The sequence below is a fragment of the Aquicella siphonis genome (genome assembly GCF_902459485.1).
Classification (GTDB): Bacteria; Pseudomonadota; Gammaproteobacteria; order DSM-16500; family DSM-16500; genus Aquicella; species Aquicella siphonis.
Genome location: NZ_LR699119.1, coordinates 947262 through 964098 on the forward strand (window position 1 = coordinate 947262; position 16837 = coordinate 964098).

Consider the following 16837-nt stretch of genomic DNA (forward strand, 5'->3'; position numbering starts at 1 on the left):
TTAATATTTCCCTGTTATGGTCAATAATGTGTTAGGGAAGCCGAGAATAATTATATGCAAAGCGCACGGCACGAAGAGGCATATACAAGCGAACAGGACAAACTGCGTCACCCGGGCGGTACGGACATGCCGGCTTATCCCGGGTCCACGGCTGCCATCTTGTCCACCCTTGACCAGTCCGTTTCTCCCGAGGCCCATCTTTTGCTGCAAAGCTTCATACTGGTGGAGCCTGTTTCTACAGAATCCTGGCCTTCGGCCACCGTGTGCGAAACCCTTCTGATTCATTCAAAAAAAGTCAGCGACAGCATGAAGGCGACCATGGGCGTCAAGAGTTCATCGCATACGGTTGATGTTGTCAGCTTTAACGAGGGAGGATGCGATGTCGTTGTTTCTCCTCCCTGTCCCCATGATTTTGACCTTAATCAATTGCCCGGAAAAAGCACGGCTTGCTATATTTTCACGACGGACAAGAAGCTTTATTATGCGGATAAAAAACTGAGGCTTTGCAGTCTGGTTCCGGTGGAACCAAAAAACCTGGCGGACTTGTGTGAATTTCTGAAAATCGATGTTTCCAGCCATGCCGAACAAGGTTACAAACAGCTTATTGAGCTGCTGGATCATGAAAAACTGATAGGCATCACTTCATTCACGGGGCATATCCATGGCATGGGATTTTATAAAAAAAATGAGCCTGGTTCCGTCATGTCGTCTCTTGAGTCGGCGAACAGCATAGCGTATCAACTCCTTGGGCCGCGTCATTTTCCTACCTGTTATACAGTCAGGGATGAAATGTCGCAATATATCGGTGTCTTTTCCAAGCTGTTGCCGGGATTCAAGCCGAATCGGGACAAGCCGTTGCAGCAGCAGGACCTGGAACTTTCGTCATTAAAATGCATGATCAAAAAACGTGACGCGGAAGACCTCCGGCAACTGGATGAGTTGTTCGCCGTCATCAGGGAAATGCTTCCCTTGCTGAAAAGAGAAGTATCCGGCGATAGCAATTATTTCTATCAGGTCTGGGAATTCGCACGGAATACGGGCAACTATTATCTGGGTGACGAGAGCAGCGCGGTGCATGTCAAGCCAAAGCTGGAGGCCTTCCTCAAGCTTAACATCCCCACGATCACATTTGGCAAGCTGGAAGAATTGCGGGGCGTGCTGATGAAGCGCAAATCAGCTATCTTGCTGTCCAAATCGAGTTATGTCGCCACTCAGCACCAGCATGACAAGGAAATGATATTAATAGACAAGGCGATTGAAAAACTCAATCAGGTGCTGCTTGATGAGACGGCCTTGTATCTCAAACACTTGCATGGAATAAGCTGCACGCTTCAGGAAAACTGGGTGGATGTGGCGGCCGAACAGACAAATCCGAGCAGTAAATACGCGAACATACAGATTGACGACGGCATGGTGGCGAGTCTGCACGTTTCACTTGAAGATGTCTTGCATTTTCGTATCCTGTGCGGGCAGGCGATAGGACTGACTTCGCGGTATTTTATGCAAGACCCTGACGGCCATGCGAAAAACCTTTCCAGCGACGGCTGCAACGTGGATGGTGACCTGGCTGTTTATCCATTGACGTACCGGTTCAAGAGTCCGGGAAGAAAGCCTTTGCCAAAGGATTTTATCCTGGACGTCAATGATTATATCAATTTTCCGAATTTGACCGCTGCAAATTTCAGATACTGGCCGACACGGGCGACTATTCTTGACACGTCTGCCGATACCGCATTGTCCCCGGTCTCGGATATCACTAAAAATTATTTTACCACTCAGGACAACCAAAATTACCAAAGTTTGTGTGACCGCCCCGTTTTCAATTTCCAGAAATATGTTCAACTGATTATACTGGCATTGACCGACAAGGCGATGTACACATCCTGCGCAATGCTGCACATGCCGGATGATTTGCATATGCTGAATGATGAGGGCAATACCTCGGCACCCCTGCCGTTACTCAATTCAAGCGGCGAACGAGAGGATGTCCGGCAGAAATGGATTGAGTTTCGCACGGCGCGCGCGCTGGAAGCAAGGAATCTGGCGCTTCAGCTGGCTCCCTTGAGAAAAATCATGGAACGTCATGGAGACTTTATACTGGATCTTGTCTTGAGTCATTTTCGCCTGTTTTTACGAGACCGCGCGTACGAACTGAATCCCAAGGCGATGAGAATCCTGGAGGAGGGAATACAGATGCCAGCCATTGCGCGCGCGTTTAACGCTTTAAAAACAGATATTCTGGAATCAACAGCCAATCTTGACATGGGCGCGGCTGTTGTGGGCATGCGGCATACACACTGATTTTATCGTCACAATACAATCATGACGAGGAAAGGGTAGTCACGCGCTTTAATTTCTCAACGATTTGAGAATGCATTTGATGCAAAATTGCAGATATTTTTCCTGCTGCTTCTTGTCCCGGATGAATATATTGGGGTCAAGCGCGGCGGAACTGATTATAGACAAAATCAGGGTCATGATAAATTCGGGCGCGGCCTTTTTGTCAATATCCCCGTTTTTCTGGTAATGTCTGAATGCATCCAGCCAGGCTCGTGTTTCCTTATTTAGGGTGATACCGATGGCTCGGCTGTGCCGGCGTTCCACGCGCTGCCAGTTTATCATTTTTACAACATCGGGATTGCTGCGGTAAAACTTCATGTTTTGCGCAAAGAGTTCTTCGAGGAATTTTTCAAAGGGGAGTCCGGTATCCGGGAGTGTCCCGGTTTTTCCAGAGGCTTGTTCAACGATATCGTGTTTGACCGCGACCCAGAGGTTTTCCTTGCTTTTAAAGTGATGAAAAACAAGACTGTGATTAACTTGCGCGAGCGCGGCAATTTTGCCTATCGACGTTCCAGCGAATCCATTTTCAGCAAACAGGCTTTTGGCTGCGGCGAGGATTTTTTCTTTTGTCGTCAGATGATTCATGGGCCGTCTCCGATATTAATTGACTAGTCAGTCAATCACGGGTTATGATACTTGACTGACTGGTCAATCAAGTATATCAGTCTCCCGGTGCCAGAACAAGCGCTGCTGCGCGCAGGCTATTGAAAAAAATCAATTTATGCCGTGGCAGGCCTTTTGCGGACAAAGAGCCGTGAGAAACATCAGTGTGAGTTTGTCCGGCAGCGGGCCACAAAATTAAAAGCAGTCCATGAGGGGGTGGTCAATGAGTATAAAAACGGTTACCTATGAATATCATCACATGGGCATTCCCACCACGCAGGAGCGCCCTGGCGAGCGATATAGTTCAACATTTAAAATGTTCACATCAGGCGGCGAGAACAGTGAATTCCGTATTCAGTATCATCGGTTTGAAGAAGACAGTCCCCTGCATCCGCTGATCAAGACAGTGCCGCATGTGGCATTCAGGGTCAGCAGTATTGACGAAGCGATTGCGGGAAAGACGGTCATATTGGGTCCATATTATCCATTCGCCGGCTTCAGGGTCGCCATGATAGACGATCATGGAACACCCATTGAATTCATTGAAACCACACTGAGTGAAGAAGAAATATGGTCAGGCCCCAAGGCAAATTCTGTTATCTATCCTGACGATGCGACATAAGCCGCTGCCCGCCCCGCAAATTTCCCGAAGCGGGGCGGCGCAGACATGAAAATATTTCCGCAATAGGACATTGATGATATTCATTTGATAAATTGAATGTTTCAATTCATGTCAATGTCTTGTTATGAAAGTGCTCCAGGCAGTCTTAAGTCTGTTTTAATCTTCGATTCATAAAATGAAATGAAGATGCAAAAGGACACATAACTGGCGAAGGAGAATACGCATGATCACAAGACCTGACATTTCACGCATTATCATTATGGGCGATAGTCTCTCGGACAGGGGCACTATCTATAAGAAAAAATTGTTTGGTTTTATTCCCATGAGTCTGCTGGCTGGCCTGACCGGCACGGCTCCCGGCGACAGTTTTACAAACGGCATGCCGTGGAGTGATCATTTCATCGCCGCGCTCGCCAATGAATTCACGATTAAAAAATTCCAGAATGATAAAAAGTGGCGCAGTGACGATATGGCGGATGCCATTATTAATAACGATATCCATGTCAGACGGGCAATCGAGTATTATTTCAATTTGCGTGATGATAAAAAAGTTGATTACCGCGATAATGAATTCGTTCGCTGTTATACAGAGGGAGGGCTGACCTCGCATAGTTACAAATGGGTTCCCAGCATAAGCATCAAGCGCTTTTTTACCCGGTTGATATTGTCCACACTGCGTGAAAAGCGCGCGGATCTTCTCGCGCATGATGAAGAACATGCCAATGTGTTGCCGCCAAAAGAAAAAGCCAAAACGCTGATCATTGAATGGTCTGGCGCGAATGACTTGATCACGGTGAATGAGCGGCCGTCAATGACCGAAGTCAACAAGGCGGTGGCGGAGAGGATAAGAAACATTGAAACGCTTGTCGCTCATGGTTATCGTCATTTTTTTTGATGAACCTGCCTGATTTGTCGCTGACACCCCGGTTTCAGGCTAAAGACAAGTATGAGCGCGAAAACGCGAGAGCCTGCTCGGCGTATTTTAACAGGCGGTTAATGGCTGCTTGTGCCGGATTGCAAAAGCAATACCCTGACTGCACGATTGAAGCGGTGGATGTAAACCGTGAATTTGCCGAAATGTTCAATCATCCGGAAAAATATCAGATGGACAAGTCCAAGCTAAGTCAGCCGTACACGAAATCCGGAGATTTCCGCATATTGAAAAACGGGACGTCGCCTGCGACAGGGTATATGTTTTGGGATGACGTGCATCCGACGGCAGATGTGCATGCCATGCTTGCCTATATTTTTTGTGAGCGGTATCGAAACCGCTTTCATTTCATGGATCCGGCCGTCGCTCAACAAAAGCGCAAATCACAAATGGGCAGGCAAGTTCGTGTCCTGGAAAGAACGCATTCGTGTGACAGGCTGCGTCTCAATCAGTTCGGCGTCTTATGCCATACGCACCGCAATGACAGACAACACGCGCCCTCGAGTCATGAGCTGCGCCGTCAGTCTGCGCAATCCAGAATCCAGCCATCCGATTGCCATGATGAAACAGTTGATAATCCGGCGAATAAAAGCAGATGTTGACAAAATGTGATGGTGCGGGATTCCCGTTCATGGTTCGAGACGCCGCTGACGCGGCTCCTCACCACGAACGGGATTTTCACCACCGTTCGCTCCTTCGACAAGCTCAGGACAGGCCTGAGGAGGCACGCAGTGCCGTCTCGAAGGGCCTGTCCTGAATCTGGCGAAGAAAGGAGGCCGTGCAGTTTAAGCGCGGCATACGTTAAATAACCACTTGACGAGTTCAACCATGACCCGTGTATCCTGCTCGCAATAGTCCAGCATGGCTTTTTTCAGCAGTTTTTTCCGCTCGGGTGAGGTTCGCGCTGAAACGAGTTCTTCATATGCCCGCTGGGCGTCACCGCCGTTTGCGACCAGCATATCCTCATAGCTGTAAGCTTGTCCCAGCAGCGCCGGAGCAACACGTTTCAGGCTGAAACTGCCGGCGAAGGCATTGTCATATACGGAGGCGCGGATGATTTCAAGAGGATCGGCCAGGCGCTCCAGAAGATTGACCAGGGCTTCGCTGTGTTCGGAAGAAAAGTCAGCCAGCTCACGGATACGGTCAGATTCAAATTTGCTGTAATAGGCGAGAATGGAACCCTGCGTCTGACAGGCGTCCAATAGCGCGGAAATAAGGCTTGGCCGCGGATCGTCGTCCGCTTCATGAAGAAAATCAAGATGAGTGACGGCGGAATCAGGTGACTGCCAGACATGCACGCTGAACTGAAAGGGAATATGCTGAAAGGGGTGGCATCCCGCGAACCGCGGAATGGCTGGATTAATGGTTTCGAAATCCAGAAAAACCAGCGGAAATTTCCACGCTGCCAGGGCGGATCTGACGGCGTCACGGTCAAGATATCGTTCCCCGGTCTTGAAACAGGTGACTATTCGCTCTTGTAAATCATTCAGGCCGCGCAGCCGGGGATCGTCAAGCTGGATAATGCCTTCGTAATAGAGCTGCCATTTTTTTTCGCGCAATCCGGGCAAATTGAATATGCTGGTTTCAGGCACTTTTTTTTCCGGCCAGCAATGACTTGTGAAACCGCATTCAGTCGGTGACAGGCAATAAGGACCGATGTCGATATCAGGAACGGTTTCCTGCCGGATGACGGTCAAGATTTCTTTTACTTTTGGCTTGATTTCCAGATAATTCTCACGGATGCGCTCGGTCACGTCCACTTCGACGAAGAGGTGTGTCAAGTCGGGATGGCGGCAATCAGGATTCAGATGAACGATATGAATTTTTTCTAAAGGCAGGCCGCTCTTTGCCATGATCCAGGCTTGAAGGCCGACATCGTCAAGGTGTTCCGGCTTGACTTTGGTGGTTGACTTGACTTCATAGATGCGCCAGCGTTTTGTTTCGGGGGAATACTGAATGATGTCGGCTCTTGCGTAACATCCCATGTACTCGAAAGCGGCTTCATAAATTATAGGTGATCCCGCAGTAATCAATTCCCTGGTTCTGGCGAGGGCGCCGGTAAAATCCCAGGGTTTGTTATCGACAAGTTCTCCTCCGGCATATTGTTTTCTGGCCGCGTCACCCACCAGATTGCCCTGGTCAAACAAGGCCTGGAGATCCGGCGTGACGGGTGCTTCAAGCGCAGGCTCATGTATGGTCAAATAAATACACTTGAGGCAGCGATAGCCTCGCATGAGTTTGGTTTTGCTGATCAGTCTGGGTATGGGGTTCATGTGAGGGATAATAACAGGAACCGGTGGAAATGATCGAGCAGACTGTGACTTCCGGTTCATTTCTTTCTGTGGGCTTTGGGCTTTAACCCGCGGCTGCTAAACCATTCGTCACCATAAGATACGAAGATTTCCTCACCCTTGTGTATGGTTCGGACGGCCTTGAATGTGACAACCCGGCTTTTCATGTTAATCTTGTAATCCGCATTGGGATCGTCCGAGTGATTGTAAATGATGCCAAAGCCGGTAAATATGGCATATTTGCCGTTTGCATCGAAGTAATAATCCTCAAGCTTTTTGTCGCCGCCCCTGGAAACAATCATGTAGCATTCTTCAATTTTTTCGCCTTTGCGTATGGTTTTTTCCGCGAAGACACCATAACCATGCATGGGTGATTTTTTGACGGCTAATTTATTTTGGAATAATTTGGATTTCATAATCTTCGTGTGTTTTCTTGTCAATTATAAGTTACGAGTGGTTTTTATTAAGTATAATACATTCAACCACTTTTATCAGCCAGAATTCTTATCCGATTTCTGTCCTGCTGAATGGCATTTTTATCCCGTGTTTGATAACGATTCTAGAATAAATAAAAAATAACATCAGACGGAATGAATCACGTGTAATACCACGCCCCATATGTGTACATGGCTTTCTGCGCTGATTGTCAGGGGTTTATGCCTGGGATTTTCAGGTATCAAGGTGAATTGTCCATCCGGATTTCGATGCAGCCGCTTGACTGTCAGATGACCGTCTACAGATGCGATGACAATTTTTCCATCCACAGGCTGGATGCTGCGGTCCACAATGAGCAAGTCATTTTCATGGATTCCCGCGTTAATCATGGAGTCGCCAGATGCCCGAACCAGAAATGTTTGTGCCGGATGCGGAACCAGTGACTCATGCAAATTGAAGGATGTTTCAGCGCAAGTGTCAGCGGGCGAGGGCGGCCCGGCTTGTACTTTCGTGTCATATAGCGGAAGTTGATATCCCTTATGCAGGATGAGTTTTTGCACGGATGCGATTAATGCATCGGGTATGCGCATCGGTTTGGTCTTGCAGCCGAATTGCGGCCGTCTTCCGGCGCCCTTGCGCGCTCCGCCGTGTTTCATGCTGGTGCCTTTATATTCATCATAGGAAGGCAAGATACACTTGAAATCGTACGTAATCAAGTTTATTTTATGGCTTTAAGATGTAATTAGCCATGTAATCCTTTCGGGGCAGTTGACTTGAAACCATGGATATCTTCCTTCCGCGCCATGAGATGACACGCAAGATCATACACATTGATATGGATTGCTTTTATGCGGCCATTGAAATCCGTGACAATCCATCACTTGCCGACAAGCCGGTCGCGGTGGGCGGCCCGCAGAACGCGAGAGGCGTGATTTGCACGAGTAATTATGCCGCAAGGCAATACGGTGTACGCTCAGCCATGCCCGTTTCCAGGGCTGTCAGATTATGCAAACATCTGATTATCTTGCCGGTTAATATGCAGAAATACAAACAGGTGGCACAACGTCTGCATCAGATTTTCAGGGAATATACTCACAAGGTTGAACCGCTGGCACTGGATGAAGCCTACCTGGATGTGACCGGATCACCGTATTGCAAGGGCAGCGCAACATTGATCGCACAAGCCATACGGCAAAAAATTTTGGATACCGAGCAGCTAACGGCGTCCGCAGGTGTTGCTCCCAACAAGCTTCTGGCTAAAATCGCCAGCGGCTGGAAGAAACCGAATGGCATGTTCGTCATTAAGCCGGAACAGGTTGAGAGCTTTATCCGGACCCTGCCTGTTGCTGAATTATTCGGGGTGGGGAAAGTGACTGCGGAAAAACTGCATCGCATGGGGATTCAAACCTGTTTGGATTTGCAGTCATTGCCTGTGGCCGTTCTAACGGAAAAGTTTGGAAAACTGGGCCAGCATTTGCATGATCAGTGCCGCGGAATAGACCATCGTCCCGTCATGGCGGATAGGGAAAGAAAATCGTTGAGTGTTGAGCACACTTTTCCCAGCGATGTCAAAGACAAGTCTGTCTGCCTGGGGGCATTAAAAGTTCTTTACGAGAAACTGTGTATTCGTGTGCGTGACAACGCGCCTGATGGCCACATTAAAAACCAGTTTGTGAAAATCAAATTCAGTAATTTCAGGCAGGCTTCTGTTGAATGCGGCGCATCGGAATTGAATTTCGCGCAGTTCGAAGCCTTGTTTGACTCTGCGTTCGTCAAAAGTGATCTGCCTGTCAGATTGTTGGGTCTGGGTGTGCACCTTTGTGATAAAGACCAAATGCAGTTCGTTCAAACAACTTTCCCGGCTTTGAGCATGCCGGGATAAACTCTGTGGGAGTTCAGGGAAAAGTATCGCGGATTGTTTCTCTGGCTGTACGGATCCGCATGACGGGGAGAGAGCAGGTTCAATATCCTTTTTGCAGGTCTACGCGATTGAATAACGGCAGTCCTGCCATGAGGCGCCGGTAGTTTTCATATAATTGCGGCGCAGCAGTAACCGGATTGGTAACAGAAGCGATATGCGGCGTGACACGAATATCCGGATGTGACCAGAACGGGTGGTTTTGCGGCAGAGGTTCTTGTCTGAATACATCAAGACACGCGCCGCTCAATTGTCCTGAGGACAAGGCGCTTAGCAAATCCTCTTCCACCAGATGTTGTCCGCGTCCTACGTTTATCAGATACGCGCCATTGCGCAAATATGAAAATGTATTCCGATTCAGGATATTTTCAGTTTTCGCCGTCAGCGGCAGCATGCAGATCAGGATATCCGTATGGGACAGAAACTCATGAAACTGGGCGTCGCCCGCAAACTGGTTGACACCGGGCAATTGCTTGGGAGACTGGCTCCATCCATTGACAGTCAAGCCCATTTGCTGAAGGATGGATGCAGCTTTGCCGCCCAAATGGCCCAGCCCCATGATGCCTATGGCTTTATCAGCAAAAGTAAACGGAGGCTGCTTGTACCAGACACTGTTTTTCTGCTTGTCTGCCCAGTGTTGCACGCGTTTGATGTATTGCAAGACATAGGCGGCGACATATTGCACAATGTCATTTGCCATATAAGAGTCGACGATACGGACGATAGGGAGGCGAGAATCTATATCGGGATCGACGAAAATATGATCGACGCCCGCCGCCAGGGAGTAAATTGCCTTGGCATGGTGAAACTGCTTGAGCAGACCCGGCGGATGGTTCCAGACCAGTATCAACTCAATTTCTGAATGGTTTCCCGCATCGGGCCAGATACGGATATCAAGAGCAGGATCCAGATCCAGCAACGCCTGTTTCCATGCCTGACTAAACCATTGCATGGAGTGCCTTTCACTGTCATGTCTGCCGACCAGGATGAGAATAGCCATTTGCGGAGCTGCTACCATCAAATTAATGAAAACGGGCATCGTAACAAACTTGCGCAATAATTGAAACTGTAATAACCTAATGGTTGAAACGGCGCCGATTTGAGTTTCAGATTGCGGGCGCATGAACAAATACGGCTAAAGCGTTAGGGGTCATCGTCAGGTTACATGGTTGTCATCCCGTTGATTTAATTCCGTTTTAGCCCCTTTATCAGCAAGGGGGATTTTTGTGAGTCTTTTTACTGCATTAACATTAACTTGTTATCTCATTAAGGGTTTGAGCGGTTCATACCAACGCTCCACATCTTTTTTTCCCTGTTACGGGCTCTGTCGAATGTGCGGATAGTCTTTGGGCCGGTTCCCTGCTGTTATCCGTGCGGCGGTTTTGCGCAAGGTGACAGCATGGCTGGCTGGTTTATGCATGTTCAGCAGGCTGATGCCCACGAGAGGTGATTTGAGATGATTGAGTTGAAACAGGTTTGCAAGACCTTTTATTTACAGCAAAAACAGTTTCAGGCATTGAAAGAGATTGATCTTGCCATTCATCGCGGCGAGATATTCGGTATTTTTGGCGCGAGCGGCGCGGGTAAAAGCACCTTATTGCGCACGCTGAACTTGCTGGAAAAACCCACCAGCGGCCGTGTCTATATAGACAAGGTGGATTTGACTCAGCTGGATACCGCACAGCTGAATCAGCAGCGAAAAAAAAATCGGTATGATATTCCAGCACTTCAATCTGCTGAAATCGCGCACTGCCTATGAAAACATTGCATTGCCGCTGGAACTTCTGGGATTGACCAGGGAAACAATACGCAAAGAAGTCACGTCCCTGCTAACGTTAACGCGCCTGGAGGAGCATCAACATCATTATCCTGCGCAGTTGAGCGGCGGCCAGCAGCAGCGCGTTGCGATTGCCAGAGCGCTTGCGACCCGGCCTGATATTCTCCTTTGCGATGAGCTGACATCAGCGCTGGATTCGCAATCCACCCTGGCAGTCCTGAATTTATTAAAAGAAATCAATCAAGATCTGGGTGTGACGATTGTGTTGATTACCCATGAAATGGAAGTGATCAAGCATGTTTGCCACCGGGCTGGCGTGCTGGAACAGGGCGCATTGATTGAGTGCGGGCCTGTTGTGGAGCTTTTCGCCAGACCTAAATCGGATGTGACCAGAAAGCTGGTCCAAAAAGCCTTGCATATGGAGCTGCCGAAACAGATCACGGATCATCTTGATCTGGAACCCGATACCGCAAAATCCTGCCTGGTGCGGTTCACATTCGAAGGTGATAACAGCAGTCAGCCTCTGATTTCCAATCTGGTCAAGCAGTTTGACATCACGATCAATATCATCCAGGCCAATATTGAAAATATCCAGAATGCTTCCATTGGCTTCACTGTCTGTCTGTTAAGCGGGGAGCATGCGGCAGTTCATGAGGCGCTGGACTTTGCCAGACAATCATCCGTTTCTGTGGAGGTATTAGGGTATGCATGATCTGGCATTGTTATCTCTCGTGAAAGCCTTCTGGGAAACACTTTACATGGTGTTCATTTCCGGTTTTATCAGTATTGTTACAGGCCTGGTTCTGGGCTGTTTGTTATTCATGACGGGCAGCAGACAGGCGCTGGAAAACCGCTGGGCGCACCGTTCAATGGGTATGATCGTCAATGTCACGCGCTCCATTCCCTTTATCATTCTTATGATATCGCTGATTCCGCTGACCCGCATTCTGGCGGGCACCAGCATAGGAACCAATGCGGCGCTGGTGCCGCTGACTGTCGCCGCCATCCCGTTTTACGCGCGCATTTGTGAAAATGCCTTGTCTGAAGTGCCTTTCGGCTTGATAGAATCAGGCAATGCAATGGGTGCGTCAAACTGGCAGATCATTACTCGCATTCTCATACCTGAAAGTCTGCCCGCGCTGCTTCGCGGCGCAACCTTGCTGATAATCGGGTTGATCGGCTATTCAGCCATGGCTGGCGTGGTTGGAGGCGGCGGACTGGGTGAGCTCGCAATCAATTATGGTTATCAGCGCTTTAATGTTACTGTCATGCTCGAAACCGTCATTCTGCTGGTTGTAATGGTGCAGCTGGTGCAAATGGCGGGTGATTATCTGGCTGAGCGCCGGTCACTCAGACCGGTTTTATTGTTGAGCGCGTTGCTCTGGGCCGCATGCTTCACTTATCAGTTCTGGCCTAAAGCAGCCCTGGCTGAAGATACCATACGAGTGGGCGTGATGAGCGGACAATCCGAAGAAGTCATGAAGGCCGCGGCGTCAGTGGCAAGAAATCAATATGGTTTGCATTTGCAGATTGTCACGTTCAATGATTACGTACAACCTAACACCGCATTGAATAACGACAGTATTGACGCGAATATTTTTCAGCATCAGCCATATCTGGAAGGACAGATGCAGTCGCGTCATTACGCGCTGGTTCCCATTGCCAAGACATTTGTTTATCCCATGGGTTTTTATTCAAACAAGATCAGATCACTGTCAGAACTGCGCCGCGGCGCGGTGATCGCGATTCCCAATGATCCGAGTAACGGCGGCCGCTCATTGCTGCTGCTGGAAAAAGCCGGCCTGATTGCCTTGAAACCAGGCGCGGGCACCTATGCGAAGCCGGCTGACATCATAAAAAATCCGCTAGCTCTTCAATTCAGGCTGCTGGATGCGGCGCAGCTGCCGCGAGTGTTAAAAGATGCGGATATGGCCGCAATCACCAATGATTTCATTGGCCCTACCGGATTGACTATCAGTCAGGCTGTCCTGAAGGAAGATCGTGATTCGCCTTATGCCAATCTGATTGTTGTGCGTCAAGGTGATGAAAATAATCCTGTATATAAAAAACTGGTTGCAGTCATGCACTCGCCTTCGGTCGTCAAAGCGGCTGAAACAATCTATCCCGGCGGCGCGGCCATTCCCGCCTGGAAGGAATAGCTCACACTTCTCTCTTGTCTCTCTTATTTGACTGACCCCGGCCGCCGCTATCTGGCGGCCGGGAAATCTTTTATTTTCATCAACAGGTTACAAGACATTTGCGCGCCCCTCTCATTATTCTGATCTCGCCTATACTTAATTTAGGCATTGATTGCATTCATTTATGCCGTCCAAAAGCGGAAGTCATCACGATACAAGAAACGAGGGGGGTGACATATGCACAGACGAGAAGGTCAGAGAGGAAAAGAGAAATCGCGAGAACGCCGGGTAAAGAGAGTGCCAGCAAGCCATTTGGAACGTCTCAAAGGTGTCGAGGTGGAAAAGGCGGAGGATTCGGCGCATCACGTCGATCTGGTTCACAAGGTACATAAAGAACATTTGAGAGGCAGAGGCTGGTTTCTGAAAACAATTAAACCAACCAAAGAAGAGCCTGAACATTTTCAAATTGAAGCGGCATTGGGTGATTATTACAGACTGATGGTGGGCGTGCGTGAACCGAAAAATCGCCCGGTTGCGCAGCGTTATGACGACTCAAAAACACTGGAGCTCATTTCAAAAGGCGTGGAAGGATTCAAGCCGCTGGCGAAACGCCCTTTGAATTTCAAAAATCCGCAGCAGTTGAAAGACCTGGCCGAGATTCTGGTGGCTTGTTATTTTCTCGAAGAAATCGATTTGCATGAAGATAATATCGGGTTTGACAAGCATAATAGAGTGGTGAAAATTGATCATGGCATGAGCCTGTGGCCCATCATGCAAAGATATGCAGTCAGGGGCGGCAAGGATGTTGAACATGATATTGTGCCGGATGAGCTTAGGCGCTTTCCCAGCACAGATGAAGAAAGCCAGGCTGCATGGGGAATTACCGCAGACAAAGCGGATGTACTGATGTGTCATCCGGTTTTTGTCGCGGCAAAATTCAAAGCCATGCTCAAAATCGCATTGCTTCCGGATGAAGCCATAGCGGATATCGCTGATGCGTATGTCTCTGATTCCCATCTTGTGGATGAAATTGCAGGACATCTGATTGAGCGCAGAAACCAGTTGATCAAGAGCTTGTATCAGGTACCCGAATTCATCGATTACCTCATAAAAAATCCCCGGGCGGTGGAGGATATTCTTGCTGACATTGATGTCTATAATGGCACGTTTAAAGAAAAGGATGCGCACCGCCGCGTCTCTATCGATGCGATGAGACGTCAATATAATTCATTGTTTCCTGAGCAAGGCCTGAAATTCCTGCAGGTCAAACATAAAATGCTGACTGCGATTGAAGAGCGATTAACAGGCCTGAAAGGCGATGCCAAGCTTCTGGCAGGGATAAAAAAAGATTTTTATACTGAATTGAAGACCGATATCGGCAATGTAACCAGCATGCAAGGATTAAGAAAAAAATTCAATGACTGGCTGGAAAGCCGCTATGAGGCACAAGGACCCGGTGATGCGCACCTGGGTGGAAAAACATACAGGGAAATATTGTCACACAGGCGCGTGTTTTTGAATCCAATACCGCCTAAAAGTACCGGGTTCATTAGTGACATGCAGGCCTTGCTGGTACCCGAAAAGAAAGACAAGAAACAAGAGAAGGAACCGATATCCTACTATTATGATGAAAGCGATGAAGACAGGGGTTATTCAGATGTGAACGAGAAAGGCAGTCATCGTAAGAGGGAGTATTGAAAAACTAAAAACCGCTGTGGAATAATGATCGTGGCGGCGCCCGATATACGCGGCAGCCGCCTCTCTCGATGGTTCACTTGCTCATCAGGTATTTTGCGTGAAACTTCAGATGATCATCCATAAAGCTTGCGATGAAATAATAACTGTGATCATAACCATCCTGCATGCGCAGTTCGAGCTCCACCCCGGCACGCGCGCAGACTTCCTGCAGGAATTGCGGTTGAAGCTGTGTGTGAAGATAGGTATCCTCGGTGCCCTGATCAATCAGTATAGGTGAATTTTTCCATCCTCTTGATTCAATCAATGTTGCCGCGTCATATTCTTTCCACGCTTCTTGATGCTGTCCCAGATAACCTCCCAGGGCTTTGATGCCCCAGGGACAACGCATGGCGGAACAAATGGGAGCAAACGCGGAGACGGAGTGATATTGTCCCGGATTTTTGACGGCGATGGTCAAGGCGCCGTGTCCGCCCATGGAGTGTCCGAATATCCCTGCCCGCGATGAATCGATGGGAAAATGTGCTGCGGCCAGTGAAAACAACTCGTCGGTGATGTAGGTATACATGTTGTAATGCCCAGACCACGGTGCCTGGGTGGCATCCAGATAAAATCCCGCGCCGGCGCCAAAATCATAACTTTCATTCTCGCCCGGGAGATTCAAGCCGCGGGGGCTGGTATCCGGTGTGATAATCGCGATGCCCCATTCGGCCGCCTTCCGCTGAGCCCCGCTCTTGATGATAAAATTTTCTTCCGTGCAAGTGAGTCCTGACAGCCAGTAAAGCACGGGAACGCGTGACTGCCGGGCCTGAGGCGGAAGATAAACAGCAAAACGCATGCCGCAGCGTGTCGCGGCGGAATCGTGGCGGTAGACGCCTTGTGTGCCGCCGAAGCACCTGGTTTGCATGACGGTGTCAATTTTCACTGTCATGAATAAGTCACCACTGATCGTATGGATTCACCCTGATGCATTAAATCAAAAGCATGATTGATCTGGTCCAGCGGCATGACATGTGTGATCAAATCATCGATGTTGATTTTACCTTCCATGTACCAGTCCACGATTTTGGGAACATCCGTGCGTCCTCTCGCGCCGCCGAAAGCCGATCCTTTCCAGGTGCGTCCTGTCACCAGCTGAAAAGGACGAGTGGAAATTTCCTGTCCGGCGCCTGCGACGCCGATGATGGTGCAGGTTCCCCAGCCTTTATGGCAGCATTCCAGGGCTTGGCGCATCAGGCTCACATTGCCCACGCACTCAAAACTGAAGTCCGCTCCGCCGCGTGTCAGGTTGACCAGATAAGGAACCAGATCGCCTTGAACTTCGTCCGGATTGACGAAATGCGTCATGCCGAATTTTTCCGCCAGTGGTTTTCGCCGGGGATTGATGTCAATGCCGACAATCATGTTGGCGCCGGCCAGGCGGGCGCCCTGGATGACATTAAGGCCGATGCCGCCCAGCCCGAAAACGATTACGTTTGCGCCGGGATGCACTTTCGCGGTGTAAATGACAGCGCCTATGCCGGTGGTAACGCCGCATCCGATATAGCAAACCTTGTCAAACGGAGCGTCTTCACGAATTTTTGCCACGGCGATTTCAGGCAGCACTGTATATTGCGCGAAAGTGGAAGTGCCCATGTAATGGTATAGAGGGCCGCCGTCCAGGCTGAAGCGGCTGGTTCCATCCGGCATGAGGCCTTTCCCTTGAGTGCTGCGTATGGCCTGGCACAGATTGGTTTTTTGTGACAGACAATATTCACATTCACGGCACTCGGGCGTATAGAGTGGAATGACATGATCGCCGGGTTTGACACTGGCGACGCCCGGGCCTGCTTCAATCACAATGCCGGCGCCTTCATGGCCGAGTATGGCGGGGAACAGTCCTTCCGGGTCATTGCCTGACAGCGTATAAGCGTCAGTGTGACAAATGCCTGTAGCCTTGATTTCCACCAGTACTTCACCTTTGCCGGGACCGTCCAAATCAACGGTTTCGAGGGTCAAGGGTGCGCCGGCCTGGTGCGCGACGGCTGCTTTAACTTTCATGGCTGCTCCTTTCGTGAAAAATGTGCGTATGTTTCCAGGAATGATTT

15 protein-coding genes and 2 pseudogenes are annotated in these 16837 nt (G+C 49.2%); 10 read left to right on the forward strand and 7 right to left on the reverse strand.

Annotated features, from left to right (window positions below; genetic code table 11):
• Positions 1-54: 54 nt before the first annotated feature.
• Positions 55-2301, forward strand: coding sequence for a hypothetical protein (locus AQULUS_RS04420; protein ID WP_148338896.1), 2247 nt, complete (start codon positions 55-57; stop codon positions 2299-2301).
• 48 nt (positions 2302-2349) lie between these two features.
• Here AQULUS_RS04420 and AQULUS_RS04425 read toward each other — a convergent pair whose 3' ends face one another.
• Positions 2350-2925: a TetR/AcrR family transcriptional regulator gene (locus tag AQULUS_RS04425; protein WP_148338897.1), complete on the reverse strand. Its 576-nt coding sequence runs from the start codon at positions 2923-2925 to the stop codon at positions 2350-2352.
• A 241-nt stretch (positions 2926-3166) separates the two neighbouring features.
• Between AQULUS_RS04425 and AQULUS_RS04430 the strand changes: the two genes are divergently transcribed.
• The 3 genes from AQULUS_RS04430 to AQULUS_RS04440 all read left to right on the forward strand — a co-directional run bounded on the left by AQULUS_RS04430 (position 3167) and on the right by AQULUS_RS04440 (position 5098).
• A complete protein-coding gene (locus AQULUS_RS04430) occupies positions 3167-3565 on the forward strand; it encodes a VOC family protein (RefSeq protein WP_148338898.1) in 399 nt (132 codons plus the stop codon).
• A gap of 223 nt (positions 3566-3788) precedes the next feature.
• Positions 3789-4460 (forward strand): SGNH/GDSL hydrolase family protein, encoded by a 672-nt coding sequence (locus AQULUS_RS04435; protein WP_148338899.1) that lies wholly within the window; start codon positions 3789-3791, stop codon positions 4458-4460.
• Positions 4460-5098 (forward strand): SGNH/GDSL hydrolase family protein, encoded by a 639-nt coding sequence (locus tag AQULUS_RS04440; protein WP_232051902.1) that lies wholly within the window; start codon positions 4460-4462, stop codon positions 5096-5098. Before AQULUS_RS04435 ends, AQULUS_RS04440 begins: the two co-directional genes overlap by 1 nt.
• A gap of 183 nt (positions 5099-5281) precedes the next feature.
• Here the strand turns inward: AQULUS_RS04440 and AQULUS_RS04445 are convergent, their stop codons facing one another.
• The 3 genes from AQULUS_RS04445 to AQULUS_RS04455 all read right to left on the reverse strand — a co-directional run bounded on the left by AQULUS_RS04445 (position 5282) and on the right by AQULUS_RS04455 (position 7878).
• Positions 5282-6829: a DUF2779 domain-containing protein gene (locus AQULUS_RS04445; RefSeq protein ID WP_148338901.1), complete on the reverse strand. Its 1548-nt coding sequence runs from the start codon at positions 6827-6829 to the stop codon at positions 5282-5284.
• A complete protein-coding gene (locus tag AQULUS_RS04450) occupies positions 6826-7203 on the reverse strand; it encodes an SET domain-containing protein-lysine N-methyltransferase (RefSeq protein WP_148338902.1) in 378 nt (125 codons plus the stop codon). Before AQULUS_RS04450 ends, AQULUS_RS04445 begins: the two co-directional genes overlap by 4 nt.
• 165 nt (positions 7204-7368) lie before the next feature.
• Positions 7369-7878: a LexA family protein gene (locus AQULUS_RS04455; protein ID WP_148338903.1), complete on the reverse strand. Its 510-nt coding sequence runs from the start codon at positions 7876-7878 to the stop codon at positions 7369-7371.
• Positions 7879-8003: 125 nt separating this feature from the next.
• Here AQULUS_RS04455 and dinB point away from each other — a divergent pair, with 125 nt between their 5' ends.
• Positions 8004-9104, forward strand: coding sequence for a DNA polymerase IV (dinB, locus tag AQULUS_RS04460; RefSeq protein ID WP_232051828.1), 1101 nt, complete (start codon positions 8004-8006; stop codon positions 9102-9104).
• A 79-nt stretch (positions 9105-9183) separates the two neighbouring features.
• Here dinB and AQULUS_RS04465 read toward each other — a convergent pair whose 3' ends face one another.
• Entirely contained in the window at positions 9184-10140 is a 957-nt protein-coding gene (locus tag AQULUS_RS04465) for a 2-hydroxyacid dehydrogenase (protein WP_172622729.1), read from the reverse strand.
• Positions 10141-10596: 456 nt separating this feature from the next.
• Between AQULUS_RS04465 and AQULUS_RS04470 the strand changes: the two genes are divergently transcribed.
• The 5 genes and pseudogenes from AQULUS_RS04470 to AQULUS_RS04485 all read left to right on the forward strand — a co-directional run bounded on the left by AQULUS_RS04470 (position 10597) and on the right by AQULUS_RS04485 (position 14753).
• Positions 10597-10899 carry an ATP-binding cassette domain-containing protein gene (locus tag AQULUS_RS04470; protein WP_148338905.1) on the forward strand — a complete coding sequence of 101 codons (303 nt, stop codon included), beginning with the start codon at positions 10597-10599 and terminating at the stop codon, positions 10897-10899.
• Positions 10853-11629, forward strand: coding sequence for a methionine ABC transporter ATP-binding protein (locus AQULUS_RS13125; RefSeq protein WP_148338906.1), 777 nt, complete (start codon positions 10853-10855; stop codon positions 11627-11629). Before AQULUS_RS04470 ends, AQULUS_RS13125 begins: the two co-directional genes overlap by 47 nt.
• Positions 11622-12260 (forward strand): annotated as a pseudogene (locus AQULUS_RS13020) (methionine ABC transporter permease); the annotation flags it as partial. The gene AQULUS_RS13125 and the pseudogene AQULUS_RS13020, both read left to right, overlap by 8 nt.
• A 99-nt stretch (positions 12261-12359) precedes the next feature.
• A pseudogene (locus AQULUS_RS13025) lies at positions 12360-13076 on the forward strand (MetQ/NlpA family ABC transporter substrate-binding protein); the annotation flags it as partial.
• A gap of 216 nt (positions 13077-13292) precedes the next feature.
• Positions 13293-14753, forward strand: coding sequence for a hypothetical protein (locus AQULUS_RS04485; RefSeq protein ID WP_148338907.1), 1461 nt, complete (start codon positions 13293-13295; stop codon positions 14751-14753).
• A 73-nt stretch (positions 14754-14826) separates the two neighbouring features.
• Here AQULUS_RS04485 and fghA read toward each other — a convergent pair whose 3' ends face one another.
• Positions 14827-15681, reverse strand: a complete 855-nt coding sequence (gene fghA / locus AQULUS_RS04490) for an S-formylglutathione hydrolase (protein WP_148338908.1) — start codon at positions 15679-15681, stop codon at positions 14827-14829.
• Positions 15678-16790, reverse strand: coding sequence for an S-(hydroxymethyl)glutathione dehydrogenase/class III alcohol dehydrogenase (locus AQULUS_RS04495; RefSeq protein ID WP_148338909.1), 1113 nt, complete (start codon positions 16788-16790; stop codon positions 15678-15680). Before AQULUS_RS04495 ends, fghA begins: the two co-directional genes overlap by 4 nt.
• Positions 16791-16837 lie beyond the last annotated feature (47 nt).